This is a genomic window from Lysinibacillus sp. CD3-6, from assembly GCF_006351725.2.
Classification (GTDB): domain Bacteria; phylum Bacillota; class Bacilli; order Bacillales_A; family Planococcaceae; genus Lysinibacillus.
Window position 1 is genome coordinate 1838709 of sequence record NZ_CP085880.1, and the last position, 17101, is coordinate 1855809.

Annotated in this window: 19 protein-coding genes; 16 read left to right on the top strand and 3 right to left on the bottom strand. The window is 39.5% G+C overall.

Features of this window, described 5'->3' with window-relative positions:
- Window positions 1–63 precede the first annotated feature (63 nt).
- The 15 genes from eutH to FH508_RS08895 all read left to right on the top strand — a co-directional run bounded on the left by eutH (window position 64) and on the right by FH508_RS08895 (window position 13833).
- A complete protein-coding gene (gene eutH, locus FH508_RS08825; RefSeq protein WP_172770972.1) occupies window positions 64–1308 on the top strand; it encodes an ethanolamine utilization protein EutH in 1245 nt (414 codons plus the stop codon).
- A gap of 19 nt (window positions 1309–1327) precedes the next feature.
- Complete coding sequence (eutS, locus tag FH508_RS08830; RefSeq protein WP_172770973.1) at window positions 1328–1669, top strand: ethanolamine utilization microcompartment protein EutS; 342 nt, start codon at window positions 1328–1330, stop codon at window positions 1667–1669.
- A gap of 10 nt (window positions 1670–1679) precedes the next feature.
- Window positions 1680–2177 (top strand): EutP/PduV family microcompartment system protein, encoded by a 498-nt coding sequence (locus FH508_RS08835; RefSeq protein ID WP_172770974.1) that lies wholly within the window; start codon window positions 1680–1682, stop codon window positions 2175–2177.
- A gap of 21 nt (window positions 2178–2198) precedes the next feature.
- Entirely contained in the window at window positions 2199–3623 is a 1425-nt protein-coding gene (locus tag FH508_RS08840; RefSeq protein WP_172770975.1) for an ethanolamine ammonia-lyase reactivating factor EutA, read from the top strand.
- A gap of 5 nt (window positions 3624–3628) precedes the next feature.
- Window positions 3629–4999 (top strand): ethanolamine ammonia-lyase subunit EutB, encoded by a 1371-nt coding sequence (locus FH508_RS08845; protein WP_172770976.1) that lies wholly within the window; start codon window positions 3629–3631, stop codon window positions 4997–4999.
- A 9-nt stretch (window positions 5000–5008) separates the two neighbouring features.
- Window positions 5009–6022, top strand: a complete 1014-nt coding sequence (gene eutC, locus FH508_RS08850) for an ethanolamine ammonia-lyase subunit EutC (protein ID WP_228134463.1) — start codon at window positions 5009–5011, stop codon at window positions 6020–6022.
- Between the two features lie 10 nt (window positions 6023–6032).
- On the top strand, window positions 6033–6683 hold the full coding sequence (eutL, locus tag FH508_RS08855; RefSeq protein WP_172770977.1) for an ethanolamine utilization microcompartment protein EutL: 651 nt from the start codon (window positions 6033–6035) through the stop codon (window positions 6681–6683).
- 15 nt (window positions 6684–6698) lie between these two features.
- Window positions 6699–8189: an aldehyde dehydrogenase family protein gene (locus FH508_RS08860; protein ID WP_172770978.1), complete on the top strand. Its 1491-nt coding sequence runs from the start codon at window positions 6699–6701 to the stop codon at window positions 8187–8189.
- A 16-nt stretch (window positions 8190–8205) separates the two neighbouring features.
- Window positions 8206–8484, top strand: coding sequence for a BMC domain-containing protein (locus FH508_RS08865; RefSeq protein WP_024363388.1), 279 nt, complete (start codon window positions 8206–8208; stop codon window positions 8482–8484).
- A 6-nt stretch (window positions 8485–8490) separates the two neighbouring features.
- Window positions 8491–9132 carry a phosphate propanoyltransferase gene (locus FH508_RS08870; protein WP_172770979.1) on the top strand — a complete coding sequence of 214 codons (642 nt, stop codon included), beginning with the start codon at window positions 8491–8493 and terminating at the stop codon, window positions 9130–9132.
- Window positions 9133–9144: 12 nt separating this feature from the next.
- A complete protein-coding gene (locus FH508_RS08875; RefSeq protein ID WP_139860184.1) occupies window positions 9145–10014 on the top strand; it encodes a phosphate propanoyltransferase in 870 nt (289 codons plus the stop codon).
- 36 nt (window positions 10015–10050) lie between these two features.
- A complete protein-coding gene (locus FH508_RS08880) occupies window positions 10051–10335 on the top strand; it encodes a EutN/CcmL family microcompartment protein (protein WP_139860183.1) in 285 nt (94 codons plus the stop codon).
- Window positions 10328–10669, top strand: a complete 342-nt coding sequence (locus tag FH508_RS08885) for a BMC domain-containing protein (RefSeq protein ID WP_139860181.1) — start codon at window positions 10328–10330, stop codon at window positions 10667–10669. Before FH508_RS08880 ends, FH508_RS08885 begins: the two co-directional genes overlap by 8 nt.
- 11 nt (window positions 10670–10680) lie before the next feature.
- On the top strand, window positions 10681–11625 hold the full coding sequence (gene mdh, locus FH508_RS08890) for a malate dehydrogenase (protein ID WP_139860179.1): 945 nt from the start codon (window positions 10681–10683) through the stop codon (window positions 11623–11625).
- A gap of 711 nt (window positions 11626–12336) precedes the next feature.
- A complete protein-coding gene (locus FH508_RS08895) occupies window positions 12337–13833 on the top strand; it encodes a carboxypeptidase M32 (protein ID WP_305068712.1) in 1497 nt (498 codons plus the stop codon).
- A gap of 434 nt (window positions 13834–14267) precedes the next feature.
- On the opposite strand, the gene FH508_RS24100 is transcribed toward FH508_RS08895, so the two are convergent.
- The 3 genes from FH508_RS24100 to FH508_RS08905 form a co-directional block, all read right to left on the bottom strand.
- Window positions 14268–14372, bottom strand: coding sequence for a putative holin-like toxin (locus FH508_RS24100; RefSeq protein ID WP_370635715.1), 105 nt, complete (start codon window positions 14370–14372; stop codon window positions 14268–14270).
- A gap of 160 nt (window positions 14373–14532) precedes the next feature.
- Window positions 14533–15342 (bottom strand): endonuclease I family protein, encoded by an 810-nt coding sequence (locus FH508_RS08900; RefSeq protein WP_139860725.1) that lies wholly within the window; start codon window positions 15340–15342, stop codon window positions 14533–14535.
- Window positions 15342–16304, bottom strand: a complete 963-nt coding sequence (locus FH508_RS08905) for a S8 family peptidase (RefSeq protein ID WP_172770981.1) — start codon at window positions 16302–16304, stop codon at window positions 15342–15344. Before FH508_RS08905 ends, FH508_RS08900 begins: the two co-directional genes overlap by 1 nt.
- A 346-nt stretch (window positions 16305–16650) precedes the next feature.
- On the opposite strand from FH508_RS08905, the gene FH508_RS08910 reads away from it, so the two are divergent.
- Window positions 16651–17031, top strand: coding sequence for an iron chaperone (locus FH508_RS08910; RefSeq protein ID WP_172770982.1), 381 nt, complete (start codon window positions 16651–16653; stop codon window positions 17029–17031).
- Window positions 17032–17101: the final 70 nt, after the last annotated feature.

Consider the following 17101-nt stretch of genomic DNA (forward strand, 5'->3'; position numbering starts at 1 on the left):
AGAGATTTTTTCTTTAATGCGTCTTTTTTTCTATATAAAAAAACAAAAGGGGGGATGAGTAAGATGGCGATGATAGGAACGATAATCGTTTATATTATTATGATTTGTGCCGTTTTAGGAGCAATCGGAGCAATTCGAGATGCGGAGTATGGGATTGGAAAAGAATTTATGAATGGACTCCATACTGTAGGTCATATTTTTGTACCCGCAGCAGGAATCATGGCAGCTATACCTTACTTAACGTGGTTTATTAGTCATTTTATTAGTCCAGTTTTTGAATGGATTGGAGCTGATCCAGCCATAGCCGCGACAACAATTTTAGCGTCGGACATGGGGGGATATCAATTAGCAAATGCCTTGAAGGAATCCTATGAAGGATGGGTGATGGCACTTGTGGTTGGGTTTATGTCAGGTGCAACAATTGTATTCTCCATTCCTATGGGGCTTGCGATGTTAGACAAGCGTGATCATAAGTATATGGCATTAGGAATTATGGCGGGCGTTTTAACAATTCCGATTGGTGCATTTATTTCATCAATCATGATTGTCATGTTTAATACAGAGGTTCGGGAAGTCATTAGTACTACATCTGCACCGACGTATGTTTTTGCCATTTCTGTTTTACAAATATTACTTAATTTATTGCCTTTATTTATTTTCGTTATCTTAATTGCGTTAGGGCTAAAGCTTATTCCAAATGGCATGATCAAAGGCTTTATGATTTTCGGGCGTGTAATGGATGCGGCGATTAAGCTTGTACTTGTGTTCTCGATTGTTGAAATTTTTACTGGACTTTTCACAAAGATTTTTGGGGCATGGGGCTTTGATCCGATCATGGCAGATAGTGTAGATCAATTCCGTGCATTAGAAACGGCTGGTTATATCGGCATTATGTTAGCAGGTGCCTTCCCAATGGTGTATTTAATCCGAAAATATGCCTCTAAGCCGCTAGAAACAGCAGGGAAAAAATTAGGTCTTTCATCAGTAGGAAGTGCGGGGATTTTAGCGACAAGCGCAAATATTTTAGCTATGTTTACACTCGTGCGTCAGATGCCACCAAAAGATAAAGTAATCAACATTGCCTTTGGGGTTTGTTCGGCATTCCTGTTAGGAGATCATTTATCATTTACAGCCAATTTTCAGCCGACAATTATTTTACCTGTAATGGCAGGGAAGCTTTTAGCTGGTATTATTGCCATATTCTTTGCCTATAAGCTATCAGTACCGACAGCTTTGAAATTGGAACAAGATGATCGCAAGGCAGGCATTATTAAAGAGGGAGAGTATTTAACAGATCAAAAGTCTTGATAGAAAGAGGTGATGACGTATGAGTGAAGAAAAGAAACGATTTATTCAGGAATTTGTCCCAGGTAAGCAACTTACATTGAGTCATCTCATTGCAAATCCTGATCCTGATATGTTTCAAAAGCTTGGTATTCAAGAAGCGGGTGCACTTGGCATTATGACTTGTACACCGAGTGAAACAGTCATTATTGCTGGGGACATAGCTACAAAGGCAGCAAATGTAAAACTGGGGTTTTTAGATCGTTTTACTGGCAGTCTCGTTATCGTGGGCAGTGTCTCTGAGGTTGAAATGGCGATGTTAGAAATTAATCGTTTTCTTTCAGAAATGCTAGGCTATACGCCATCTAAAATAACGAAGTCATAGGATGTGCCATATGAAAAATCGAGTAATGATAATAGGCGGTGTGCAAGCTGGTAAGTCAACGCTAATGAATGTGCTACTCGGCAAAGATAGCAAAGCTAATAAAACGCAAGCACTCGTTTTTGATGACTGGATTGTTGATACACCTGGAGAATATATAGAAAATCCAATGTATTACAGAAATATTATGGCAACATCGCTTGAAGTGACACATGTAATTTATTTACAAGATGCAACATCTTCAAGAAGTGTTTTTCCACCACAATTTAGCTTAGGCATTCCTAAAATGCAAATTGGTGTTATTACTAAAATTGATGCACCACTTGCTGATATAGAGCGAGCAACAACATTATTAAAAAACGTGATGACACACGGTCCAATCGTCCAAACATCTGCATGGCAAATGCTTGGCATTGAGTATATTGCACCGCTAATTCAGCTCAATTCAGACGAGGAAATTAGGGAATTTGTTAACGAAAGCGATAGTCCCTATCTCATTTATTATCCGTAGTCACATAGAGGGAGGCATAAGTTGAAAACAGAAAAAATTTTTAGTGCTGGCATTGATATTGGGACAAGTACAACAAAGATGGTTGTTAGTAGTTTTCTGTTAAAAAACGTTGCTGGTGTGACACATGTGCCGCGGATAGAAATAATTGAAAAAACAGTGTTACATCAAAGTCCTATTATTAAAACGCCGTTTGTCAATCATGACATGATCGATATGGAACAGATAGAACAATTTATATTTCAGCAATATGAGCTTGCTCAAATTTCACCTACGGCTATATCCACAGGGGCCATCATAATTACGGGTGAATCCGCTACGAAGGAAAATGCTAGTGAGGTTGTCCATGCAATTGCTGACACAGCAGGTCATTTTTTAGTTGCGACTGCAGGGCCAGATTTAGAAGGGATTATTGCCGCTAAAGGTGCAGGTACTGTCCAACTGTCAAAAAACACAGGCAAAGTCATCGCCAATATCGATATTGGTGGGGGTACAGCTAATATCGCAGTTATGCAGTTCGGTGAAGTCATTGGTACATGTACATTGCATGTTGGTGGTAGATTAATTGAATTTCATCATGGCAAGATCCTTTCCATTTCACCACCCATTAAGAAGCTCATGGAGAACTGGCCAAATCCATTACAGCTAGGGGATTCGGCAGACGATGCTCGCGTTGTGTTGCTTATTCAAGAAATGGTGTGCTTCTTAGCTAAAACATTGAGTGGGCAAGAAATTGATGCCGAGCATCCATTGTTATTAGGTCATTTGCCAAATTGGCAAAAGCCAGTCGAGGCTATCGTCTTTTCAGGTGGAGTAGCTTCCTGTATTTATCATGATGATTGTTCACAGCGTCAGTATAATGATATCGGTGAAAAACTAGCAAGTATGCTTTTACAGCATGAGCAATTACAAACATTTTTATGGTTACAGCCACAAGAAACTGCAAGAGCAACTGTGACGGGTGCGGGGATGCAAACAACTGAAATTAGTGGTGCGACCATTCAAGTAGATGCCGATGTATTGCCGTTAAAAAATGTTCCAGTATTTAATTGTCATATGAATTCTGCATCAAAAGCGTTCGACCATATGGTAAAGACGGCAGTGGAAAGAGCAGATGCACTCTTTTCGATAGAGGACAATCACTCCCCATTTGCCCTTTATTTTAGTGAGTTACCTTACTTAAGCTTTCAGGATGTCCATACATTATGCGAGGCCATTTTACAGCACTTAGGAACAAGAAGCTCCAAGGACATACCAATTATCATAGTCATTCAATCAGATTATGCAAAGGTTATAGGGCAAACGATACAAGCGCTTAATTCGACGGTTCCTATACTATGCATTGATCAAATTAAAGTAGAAACAGGTGATTATATTGACATTGGGGAAGTGCTACCTTCTGGTGTTGTCCCTGTTGTTGTCAAAACACTAGCTTTCCACTCAAAGTAAGGAGGATGAATGTGAATCTATCGGTGATATTTGGTGGAGAAAAATATAATTTTCATTCATTAAAAGACGTAATGGCCAAGGCCAATGAAGAAAAATCAGGCGATCGGCTAGCGGGTATAGCTGCCGAATCAGTACAACAACGCATTGCAGCAAAAGCTGTGCTTAGCGAATTACTCGTGAAGGATATACGAGAGAATCCTTTAGTTCCTCCAGAAAATGATGAGGTCACACGCATTATTGAAGGGGATATCAATGAGCAAATTTACGGAGAAATAAAAAATTGGAGCATTGAGCAGCTTAGAGAATACATTTTATCAAATAATACAGGCGATCGAGAGTTAAAGCGCTTAAGTAAAGGCATGAATTCAGAAATTATTGCAGCTGTCACGAAGCTCATGTCTAACTTGGATTTGGTTCATGCGGCTAATAAAGTAGAAATCCTTTCAACGTGCAATATTACGATTGGGCAAAAGGGGACGCTTTCCTCAAGGCTACAGCCCAACCATCCAACAGATAATATTGACGGCATTATTGCCTCTTTAAAAGAGGGATTATCCTATGGAATCGGCGATGCCGTTATTGGTATTAACCCTGTAGACGATTCGGTCGAAAGTGTTAAAAAAGTTTTACATGCTACAAAAGAATTTATCAATGAGTGGTCGATCCCTACACAGAACTGTGTATTGGCACATATTACAACTCAAATGAAGGCCATCAAGCAAGGGGCCCCGGCAGATATGATTTTCCAAAGTATTGCTGGTACTGAAATTGCCAACCGCTCGTTTGGTATTTCTGCAGACTTAATTCAAGAAGCAGAGGAGCTTGTGAAAAAACAAGGAACGGGAACGGGACCGAATTTATTTTACTTTGAAACAGGGCAAGGCTCGGAGCTTTCGGCCGAAGCACATATGGGCATTGACCAAGTAACACTGGAATCACGCAATTATGGATTTGCTAGACATTTTAATCCGTATATTGTCAACACCGTTGTTGGTTTTATCGGCCCAGAGTATTTATATAACAATAAACAAGTTATTCGGGCAGGGCTCGAAGATCACTTTATGGGTAAAATGCACGGCATTCCAATGGGTGTTGATATTTGTTACACAAATCATATAAAGGCAGACCAAAATGATGTGGAAGATTTAAGCGTGTTACTAACCGCAGCAGGTGTGAACTTTATTATTGCAGCGCCGATGGGAGACGATATTATGCTGAACTACCAGTCAATGAGTTTCCATGATGTTGCAACATTGCTTCAAACATTTGGTAAAAAACCAGCGCCTGAGTATTTAGTTTGGTTAGAAAAAATGGGCATTTACGAAGATGGACGACTTTCAGCTAGAGCTGGCGATTTATCGATATTTGAAAGGTAGGTGAAACCATTGAATGAGCAGCTAGTATCCATGATTACAAAGCTTGTTATGGAGAAAATGAATAATGATTCATCAAACGATTCATCTGAACAACAAGCGACGCCTACGGTAGGACAGAAAGAACCACTTATTAAGTTTTATGAAACAGCTGCTAATCGTTTTGAAGAACAATCGAATCCAATGACAACATCAGATCAACCGTTGATTAAGCTTTATCAACAAGCATCCTCTACACAAAAGTCGCACAGTGCAACGATTGTAGAGCATTCTTCAACAGGGGAACCTACTAAAGCATTTCAATTTGAAGAGGAAAATCAATCGGAAAGTGTACAAGCGGCAAAAAAACATACACCTGCCAGAATTGGTGTAGGTAGAGCGGGAACAAGACCAAAAACAAAAACTTGGTTAAAGTTCCGCCTTGATCATGCAGCAGCAGTTGATGCCGTATATGGTGAAGTGACAGAAGAGCTATTACAAAAATTGAATATCTTTCAAGTTACAACACGAGTAACGGATAAAGAAGAATATATTACGCGACCAGATTTAGGTCGTCGCTTATCGGATGAATCGAAAGCACTTATTCAATCATCTTGCAAAGCACGGCCAACAGTACAGATCATTATTTCTAACGGCTTAAGTGCAAGTGCGATAGAAGAAAATGTGCAAGATGTTTATTTAGCATTACAGCAAAGTCTTAGCAATTTAAATATTGAAATAGGCACCACTTTTTATATTGATAAAGGGCGTGTTGCCCTCATGGATGAAATCGGAGAACTACTGCAGGCAGAGGTCATTGTTTACCTTATTGGGGAACGCCCTGGCCTTGTATCAGCAGAGTCGATGAGTGCGTATTTATGTTATCAGCCGAGAATAGGTACAGTAGAAGCGGATCGAATGGTTATTTCAAACATTCATAAAGGTGGTATTCCGCCTCTTGAGGCAGGTGCCTATTTAGGTACAGTCGTTCAAAAAATATTGCAATACAAGGCAAGCGGCGTAAATCTTGTCGCTAAAGAAAGTTAGGGGGAAAGCCATGAATCCTCAAAAAATTATGGCTGAAATTTTAGCAATGCAAATGATTCCTAGAGTGAATCGTGAATTAGCAGCACAGCTTGAGTTAAAGCCAAATCAACATAGCATTGGGCTTGTCACACTAACAATCGATGATGTCGGTTATGTAGCATTAGACGAGGCGACAAAAAAAGCTGCTGTGGATGTCGTTTATGCAAAAAGCTTCTATGCAGGAGCAGCACATGCCTCAGGTCCCTTATCAGGTGAAATGATTGGCATTATCGCGGGCAGCTCACCAGACGAAATACGCAGTGGGCTAGATGCAATTGAACAAAAAATTCAATTCGATACGTATTTTGAAGCCATTAATGGCAATGACAGCCATGCTCTTTTTGCGCATACTGTTGCAAGCTGTGGCACCTATTTGGCCGAGCTAGCAGATGTGAAGATTGGCACGGCGCTCGCCTACTTAATCGCCCCACCACTTGAGGCGGTCGTTGGTTTAGATGCCGCATTAAAGGCAGCGGATGTAGAGCTAAAACTATTTTTTGGTCCACCTTCAGAAACGAACTTTGGTGGTGGCATAGTGAGTGGCAGTCAGTCTTCATGTCAAGCTGCGGCAGATGCTTTTAGAGAAGCAATCGAAAATGTTGCGAGAAATCCAGTTATTTAGAAAGGAGGCGGCTTTATGGCTTCTTTAGATAAAGATTTATTAGCCATTCAGGAAATGAGAGATGCCGTAAGACAGGCAAATACAGCACAAGCAGCCTATATGCAATATTCACAGCAACAAGTGGATACCATCGTAAAGGCTGTGGCGGATGCCGCATTTAAAGAGGCAGAACGATTAGGCAAAATGGCAGTACAAGAAACTGGGATGGGTATCCCCAATCATAAAAAAATGAAAAATGAAGTTGCTTCGAGAGATGTTTATGAAGATATAAAGGATTTAAAGACTGTTGGCGTTATAGGCACTGACCGTATAAAAAAAGTGACAGAGATTGCAAGCCCATTTGGTGTTATTGCAGGGATTGTGCCAACAACGAATCCTACTTCAACCGCAATCTTTAAAACACTTATTTCATTAAAAACAAGAAATGGTCTTGTCCTTAGCCCACATCCCTATGCTGTTAAATGTACAAAGGAAGCTTTAGAGATTTGTAGAGTAGCAGCGGAAAAAGCTGGTGCACCAGAAGGATTGTTGCAATGTTTAACAATGTCTTCAATGGAAGCGACACAGCAATTAATGAAGCATCCTAATATACATTTAATTTTAGCGACGGGTGGCGGTGCGTTAGTAAAAGCGGCATACAGCTCTGGAAAACCTGCGTATGGAGTAGGACCAGGAAATGTGCCAGCTTACATCGAAAAATCAGCCAATATTCAAAAAGCTAGTCGTCAGTTAGTACAAAGTAAATCGTTTGATAATGGCACCATTTGTGCAACAGAGCAGGCCATTATCGTGGATAAAGCGATTGCAGAGCAAGTTTTAGCCGAGTTAAAGAAACAGCATGCGTATATTTTAAACGCTGAAGAGAAGTTGAAGATGGAGAAGCTGATTTCTCCTGTGCCAGGAAAAGTAAACCCTCAAATTGTTGGGAAATCAGCAGTGAGCTTGGCCAATTTAGTCGGTATTGTCGTGCCAGAAGAGACGAAAGTACTTGTTGGGTTGGAGACGATGATCGGTAAAAATATTCCATTTTCACTAGAAAAGCTTTCACCGATATTTGCGTTCTACACAGTAGAGGACAGCACAGAGGCAAAACAAGTGATGATTGATTTATTGAATATTGGAGGACGTGGTCATTCATGTTCTATCCATACGGAAAATGCAGCGTTAGCAGAGCAGTTTTCGCTCGACTTACCAGTGTCGCGTATTGTCGTTAACACGTTATCGTCGATTGGCGCAGTTGGTGGAACAACTGGATTAGCCCCATCCTTTACATTAGGCTGTGGTACATTTGGGGGCAATATTACGTCCGATAATATTACAGCTAGACATTTATTGAATATAAAACGCATGGCATATGGCATTAAAGATATAGAGGTGCCAAAACCGGAATTGGAAATTGAACCAGTAGTAGAAAATATTAAGGCGCAAGCACCATCACTGGATACAGAAGTGGTGCAACAAATTGTCGATCAAGTATTAAAGCAAATCACATTACAAACTAAATAATTTGGAGGAATGACAAATGAGTACAGCATTAGGAATGGTAGAAACAAAAGGTCTTGTAGGAGCAATTGAAGCGGCGGATGCAATGGTAAAGGCTGCGAGTGTTAATTTAGTAGGGAAAGTACATGTTGGTGGCGGAATTGTTACGGTTTTAGTGCGAGGCGATGTAGGCGCAGTAAAAGCAGCTACAGATGCAGGTGCAGCAGCAGCGCAACGTGTTGGAGAACTGCTTTCTGTTCATGTAATTCCACGCCCACATAACGAATTGGAATTAATCTTGCCAAAAGCAGAAGCGTAAGTACCAATGGATGTCTATCATAAGAAAAATAAGTTACTAGATTTAGAGGTGGCTAGCTTGAACATAAAATCTAAAGCATTTCCAGTTGCCATTTCAGCTCGCCATGTACATGTTAGTGAAGAGGATTTGCAGGCATTGTTTGGTCCAAACGCAACGTTAACGAAAGATTTTGACCTTTCGCAGCCAGGACAGTTTGCAGCGAATGAGCGTGTCTCCATAGAAGGACCAAAAGGTATTATTCACAATGTACGTATATTAGGACCAGTAAGAGCGGCAACCCAAGTGGAAATAAGTCGAACAGATGCGATGAAATTAGGAGTAACCCCTCCTTTGAGACAATCGGGGGATATTGCAAATTCAGCAAGCATCAAATTAATTAACCAACAACAAGCAATTATGATTGAGCAGGGAGTTATTATTGCACAGGCGCATATTCATATGACAGAAGGAGATGCGCAAGCATTGGATGTCCACAATAATGAATTAGTGTCTGTAGTAGTTGAAAGCGAAAGACCTGTAACATTCCGTGGTGTAGTCGTGCGTGTATCGAATGATTTTTGCTTAGAAATGCATATCGATACAGATGAAGCGAATGCAGGCTTTATTCAACAGCAAGCTCAGGGGAGAATTGTTAAAACATTTTCATAAGGAGGAGGTTTGATGCAGGAACAATTAGTGCAAAAAATTGTAGAAGAAGTATTACAGCAAGTATTAAAAAATCAGCCTTCCCCACACGACGACGGTAAAATTCCAATCGGTGTATCAGCGCGACATGTCCACCTTGCACAGGCAGAAGTAGAGCAACTTTTTGGCGAGAACTATCAATTAACACCTAAGTTTGAGCTGTCACAGCCAGGCCAATTTGCAGCTGAAGAAACGGTCGTTATTGCGGGACCGAAAGGCTCTATTGAAAGGGTTCGCATATTAGGTCCAGCACGCACTTTAACACAAGTTGAAGTTAGCTGGACAGATGCGATGAAGCTCGGCGTCAAGCCACCATTAAGAGTATCTGGAGACATTAAAGGCTCCAGCCCTGTTACGTTAATTGGGCCAAAAGGCAGTGCAGTACTAACAGAAGGGTTGATTATTGCGCAAGCGCATATTCATATGTCACCGTCAGATGGGTTGAGGTTCCAAGTAGTGGATGGGCAATCAGTGCAAATCAAGGTTCAAGGAATACGACCTATTACTTTATCCAATGTGTTGATTCGGGTGTCTGAGCGCTATCGTTTGGAAATGCATATCGATACTGATGAAGCAAATGCAGGCTTAATCCAACAAGGCGCATTGGCTGAAATCATCAATGGTCAAGCGATTGAAGCGATAACTGTGAAAGAACGTCCGCTCGTTGTAAAGCAACCACCTGTAAAACAATCGGTTTATCATTTTGACAAGAAGCTTCTTTCACAGTTGGAAGTGCTTGAAATAGAAGCGCAAGAAATAGTTGTGCCGAAAAAAACTATCGTTACGGCACTAGCTTATGACAAATTACGAGAGCTGAATAAAAAATTAACGATTCGCTCTGAATAATAAGTATTATCTATGCAACATAAAGAGGGTGAGTTCATGCAGATGGGAAGAGTAATAGGAAGCGTATGGGCAACACGCAAGGAAGAAGGATTGAATGGCTTAAAGCTATTAATTATTCAACCAATTGATTCTAATCAGCAGCCAATTCGCACGGAAATGGTAGCAGCTGATCGTATAGGGGCAGGCATTGGCGATGATGTGCTCATAACGAGTGGGGGATCATCCCGTTATATTATGAAAGACAATCCACTTCCTATTGATGCAGTTGTAATAGGAATTATAGATTCAACAGATGTTATGCGAGGTGAAGACATTGAGTAGTGCAATTGGCATGATAGAAACAAAGGGATTAGTAGGCTCTTACGAGGCGGCAGATGCAATGATTAAGGCATCTGATGTGACGATTGTCAAACAAGAATTTGTGGATGGTGGTATCGTGACTGTCGTCGTCAAAGGGGACGTTGGATCAGTTCAAGCAGCAGTCGATGCTGGCAAGGCGGCAGCTAAGCGTGTCGGAGAATTATTAAGTGCCCATGTCATTCCTCGACCTGATGAGGAAGTATTCAATATGATTAAAGGTTCAGAAACACCAAAGAAAAAGCCAGCACCAACACCTGCGCGTGCTAAAAAAACGACAGAAGCTACGGACAATTGAGGTGATGTATAATGGCATTTCGAAAAAATAAAATTGCTATTATTGGAGCTGGTCACACGGGTGCAACATTAAGCTTATTCTTGGCACAGAAGGAATTAGGCGACATTGTATTGGTAGATATTCCAGAAGCCGAAAATCCAACAAAAGGAAAGGCATTGGATTTATTACAAACAGGACCGATTGAAAAATTTAATGTATCCATACATGGAACAAGTCATTATGAGGATATTGCAGGTGCAACTATCGTTATTATTACGGCAGGTATTCCTCGTAAACCCGGGATGAGTCGAGATGATTTAGTTACAACAAATGCGAAAATTATTCAGCATGTTTCGCAACAAATAAAACAATATGCGCCAAATAGTATTGTGGTCGTTTTAAGCAATCCTGTAGATGCGATGACGTATGTTTGCTATAAGGAAACAGGCTTCCCCAAAAATCGTATCATCGGCCAATCGGGTGTGTTAGATACCGCGCGATTTAATGCATTTGTAGCACAAGAGCTACAAATTGCCCCCGAAGATGTATCTGGATTTGTATTAGGAGGACATGGTGATGAAATGGTGCCATTAATCCGCTATTCCTATGCAGGAGGCATCCCATTAGAAAAGCTTATCCCGCAAGATAGACTACAGCAAATCGTCGAACGTACACGTAAAGGCGGTGGCGAAATTGTTGGTTTATTAGGAAATGGCAGTGCTTATTATGCACCAGCAGCAGCCTGTGCTCAAATGGTCGAAATAATAATGAAGGATCAGCGAAAAATTATTCCTTCAATCGCCCTTTTAGAAGGGGAGTACGGCTACAGTGATTTATTTTTAGGTGTACCGACAATTTTAGGTGGCAATGGCATTGAATCGGTCATTGAATTGCATCTGACACATGAAGAAAAAACGGCACTCAATCAATCAGCAGAAGCCGTTAAGCAAGTATTGCAAATTTGCCAAAATATTTAACGAGTATTCATATAGACGCTCCCCAACGTCATATGATTAATATGTTTGATTGGAAACCGAACATGAACGTGAAATCCCCAATTTAAAATAGAGGCTCCCTTCATATAGAAGGGAGCTACTTTTCGTTTGATTTAAATAAGAGACTATTACCCATGTGGGGGAATCGACGGAAGAACTGCGCGAACCGCCGATAGAATCATAGAAATCGCTGGTAAACCTATGAAAACCGCCGATTAACCTACCGAAATCGCTGCTAGGACTAAGTGAACCGCCGATAGAATCAGAAATTGCCTAGGGGAGGCGCGTTCCCGCAGGAGTCTCCGTGGATTATTACTTAGCTAGTCAATAAACACTAAACTGGCATTTTATTTAGATTGTTTAATCGCCAGAATTGTTTGAGTGACTGGCACTCTTTTTAATATAGAAGGCTATGACCGCTACAATGCACAAGGTTAAAAAAGCCACTGTCCGTGATATTTCAGTTGCAATGTATGAAAGTAGTAATCCAATTAAGCCTCCGATAATAAAATACCAAAAATACTTCATTTAAAACCCTTCTTTCTTTTTTAGTAGTCTCTAGGTGATTTTTATTATACAAAGATTTCATTAAATTTTCAGGAGGGCTTTTCTTCAAAATTCAAAAGTCCAAAATAAACAAAATATTCGAAAATATGCTAAACTAATAAGGTGAAAAAAGGGGGATGAATGGATATGACGGTACAGCAATTTACAGACTATGTGAAAAAAATGCAGCACTATCAGGAAGCGCTAGGTGTGATGTATTGGGATATGCGCACGGGTGCTCCAAAGAAGGGATTAGCGCAGCGTTCAGAAGTAGTAGGCACATTATCGGCCTCCTTATTTGAAATGCAAACGAGCGAGCAATTAGGAGAACTACTATCGACTTTAGAAGCACAAAAAACAGAGTTGGACTATGTAACACGACGTTTAGTAGAGGAAGTACGCAAAAATTACGATCAAAATAAAAAAATTCCAGCTGATGAGTATAAAGAATATGTTATTTTACAAGCAAAAGCAGAAACCGTTTGGGAAGAAGCAAAAGCAACAAATAATTTTGCACAATTTTTACCTTATTTAGAGCAAATCATTGAGTGGCAAAAGAAATTTATTCAATATTGGGGCGTTAAAAATGGCTCTACATACAATACGTTACTCGATGTTTATGAACCAGATATGACGACGGATGTATTAGATCAAGTATTTGGTGAATTACGCGAAACAATAGTAACACTTGTTCAAAAAATCGCAGCTTCTCCAAATAAACCAGATACAACGATGTTATTTAAACAATTTCCAAGAGAGTCGCAACGAGCATTATCATTAGAAATGCTAACACAGCTTGGCTATGATTTTGAAGCGGGTCGCTTAGATGAAAGTGTTCACCCTTTCATGATTGGCATCAATCACGGAGATGCACGTATTACAACGAAATATGATGAGCATGATTTCCGTTCTGCGATCTTCGGCACAATTCATGAATGTGGGCATGCAATGTATGAGCAAAATATTGATGCCAAACTAGCAGGTACGCCATTAGCAATGGGGACATCGACAGGCATTCATGAATCGCAATCACTATTCTATGAAAATCTGGTTGGTCGCAATGAAAAGTTTTGGGAGCAAAACTATGAGCGCTTGCAAAAGCATTCGCCAGCACAATTTGGAGATGTCCCATTAGCTGATTTTTTACGTGCCATTAATATGGTGGAGCCATCGTTAATTCGAATTGAAGCGGATGAGCTAACATACCCACTGCATATTATGATTCGTTACGAAATTGAACGTGATTTGTTCAATGGGGACTTGCAAGCAAAAGACCTTCCAGAAGTATGGAATGCTAAGTACGAAGAATATTTAGGCATCCGACCTGACAACGATGCCAAAGGTGTTTTACAAGACGTGCACTGGGCAGGAGGCATGTTTGGTTACTTCCCATCCTATGCATTAGGGATGATTTATGCAGCGCAATGGAAACATGCGATGGACAAAGATCTTCCAAACTTCGATGACTTACTGGCAAATGGCGAGCTCCTACCAATTCGAGAATGGCTAACAGACAAAGTACATCAATACGGTGCATTGAAAAAGCCGTTTGAGCTACTTCAAGAGGCGACAGGAGAAGGCTTAAATGCCAAATATCTGGCAAACTACTTACAAGAAAAATATACGAAGCTTTATCAGCTATAAAAAACAAGCGATTTCTCATTATAGAGAAATCGCTTGTTGCTTTACCACAGCGTAAAGCCTTTTGAGCTAGCTTGTGAATTCGAAATAATTTCGAAGGTTGGAATTGTGTAAGCAAATATAACGCTACTAGGTTTTTGGATATTGCATTAAAGGTAAATGCAAACCATCAACTAATTTTCCTTAATTTAAATAAGGAAACAGAAGAGACGTTTATTCATGTTACTAATTTTTTTAAAGAACCAGAAGTATCAAAGGGGAAGAATAATAAGGTTTGCAACATATCCTTGAAGATTTATTGAATATGTAAAAAATACACCAAAAGTGACCAGCGATAGTTTCTATTAAAGGTAATGAGATAGTGCGGGTTTAGATGATTACATTAAAGGCGATTGGCGCTAGTAAATCACCCTATCCTTTAAGATATAGAGGGTGATTTACTTTTTTTTTGAAAAAGTAAATGACAACGCAAGAATCGTTACAATAAGTGTAGCGAAACTAAACATGAGCGTTATAGACTCATAAACTGTCATTGGAACCATCTCCTTTATTTTCGTTTGAAACGAATTTTTGGAATAAAAGATGTCCAATCACCCTTAATATCTCAACCTACTACATGTAGAAATTATACCTTTATTGGCGTTTAATATTAAAAAAGCGAACACTAATTCTTTTGTACGATTATAAGGGAATTAGTGTTGTTTAATTTGTTACAATACATTCTGCTATCCCTGGAAAATCAATAAAAGGATTCCGATTGCCTTGAAGTTCATGGATAGCTAGGTTGCGATGCTTTTCATAGATAGATACTGGAAAAGATTGATGCCATTTTAACAACAAGGAGATATTCTCTAGTTCTTTTTTTATTATGTTTGGATAGCGAATTAGGAAATAGAGTGTTGCTCTAGCAACGATTCCTTTGCCGTATTCTGGTTCGAATTTACTTTCTTCAGCTTTGCCGCAGCCATCTTTGATTCCAAAAATGAATCCTTCAGGGATATAATCATGGAAATCGTAATAAGGGTAGTTGCTGCGACTGCTATTGCAGGTAGGATTGCAGGCGAATAAATGATGCAAGTCTCCTCTCATCGGTTCTTTTTTATCGAACCATGATTGAGGGACTACATGTTCACAGTTAAATAGATTATCCGATAAGATGCTCATTAACCCTTTTGCCTGCATTTCGTGGAGCCGAACGTCCTCCTCTATGACAGAAAGGGGGTCCATCCTTTTTCCAGAATAAAGACTTTTTAATGAACCGTTTTCCTGTAAATCAACCCAGGGGTACACATAACGGTGCGGGCTATAGTTTAACTGATCTGTATGTGTTTTTTTGAGCAATGTGTGAAGGCTGTCTAAAAGAGAAGTATTCGTGAATGAAATGCTATGATAGTATTGATTTCTGACTTCCTTATCTTTCTTTTCGTCATAATAGGGTCGATTTTCCTGATAGTTTAAAAAGTCTGACTTGGCCGTTTCCCATTCACAGTATAGCAAATCTAGTTTTTCCATTATATTTTCAACGCCTGTCCAGATAATTTTTGGTTGAATACATCCGATAAGTACTCCTCTGTTGTTAAGTACAGCATTCCGTTGCCTTCGAGTTTTGGCGAGTTTCCTAAAGGAATCGTTCTTTTTATTAATTGTGCATACAGTTCAGCCTCTGTCAGATTTCGCTCAAAGTTTCTGTTGGCATTCTCTTTTATGAGTGCAAGTGCACCAGATATATGCGGTGTTGCCATCGAAGTTCCGCTTAGTTTTGCATAATTTCCGTTTAAATACGTTGAAAGGATTTCTTCACCAGGGGCAACTAAGTCGACTTCATTATTCGAATTTGAAAAATAAGAAGATCTGCGTTGCAGGTTAATGGAACCGACGCTGATGACTTCATTGTAGCAGGCAGGATAGGCCAATTCATTTGAAGAACTCTGTCCATCCCCCTCATTACCAGCAGCACAAACGACTAGTATTTGATTAGTGATTGCGTTTTGAATAGCTTGGTGTAACTCAGGTACATCGACAGAACCTCCGAGGCTCATGGAGATGATATCCACCCTTTGTTCAACTGCATAGTTAATACCATTTATGATCCAGTCGTATTGACCTGATCCATTTTTATCAAGCACTTTTAAAATCAATAAACTTGCCTCAGGTGCAACACCAACTACTCCTGTGTAGTTATTAATTGCAGCAATTGTGCCAGCTACATGGGTTCCATGGCCATTATAATCGATGTATCGATCAGGTTGTCCATCATCATCATGAGTGAAATTCCACCCACCGATAATACGCCCACTCAAATCAGGATGGGTGACGTCGCAGCCTGTGTCCAATATCGCAACAGTAATCCCCTTTCCTTTAGAATTCTCCCAAACTTTTGGTGCTGCAATAAGTTCAATACCTTCTGGCACCACTTCGACCACTTCGAACACTTCATTCACTTGAAACGGAATTAAATGTAACTTTTGCTTCATTTGTATCCCTCCTGAAAGAAATTAGGTTTTAAGTGTATTCTTGGTAATTAATAATATTCTAACAATTCTGAATTTTGATTAACAGTTACAATAGATGTATTTTTATCTAAAATATCAGAATTTTAATAGTGTAAATAGTATTGGTATCTATTAGTCAATATCGCATGATAACATCTAAAAGATGGTGGATGTTTGTACTTAAAATAAACTGCATTGGAGAAGTTGAGGTTCATGCAACAGAAGATACTTAAAATAGGGGAGAGTGAGAAATAGATAAAGAATATTTACTTTAATATTAAAGTGGTTTAAAATCCTTTAAATACTTAAATTTACAAGGAGGAATATTATGGAACAAAACATTCCTAAATCAATTGATGAATATATTTTACAATATCCTCAAGAGATTCAAGAAATATTAAAAACAATAAGAAAGGTTATAAAAGAATCAGCACCAAATGCCGAGGAAAAAATAAGTTACCGAATGCCTACTTTTGTATTAAACGGAAATCTGGTACATTTTGCTGCTTACAAAAACCATATAGGCTTCTACCCAACTTCAAGCGGGATTAATAATTTTCAGCATGAATTATCGGGATATAAAACCTCTAAAGGTGCAGTTCAATTCCCAATTGGAAAACCCATCCCTTATGGATTAATTAGTCAAATAGTAAAATTTAGGGTTGCTGAAAACCAAAGTAAAGTGGAAGGGAAAATAAAAAAGAAATAATTTGTAGATGGCAAATTTCCCTTTGTTTATGAACTGTAACAAAAATCATAATAACAGGATTTTTCAACAA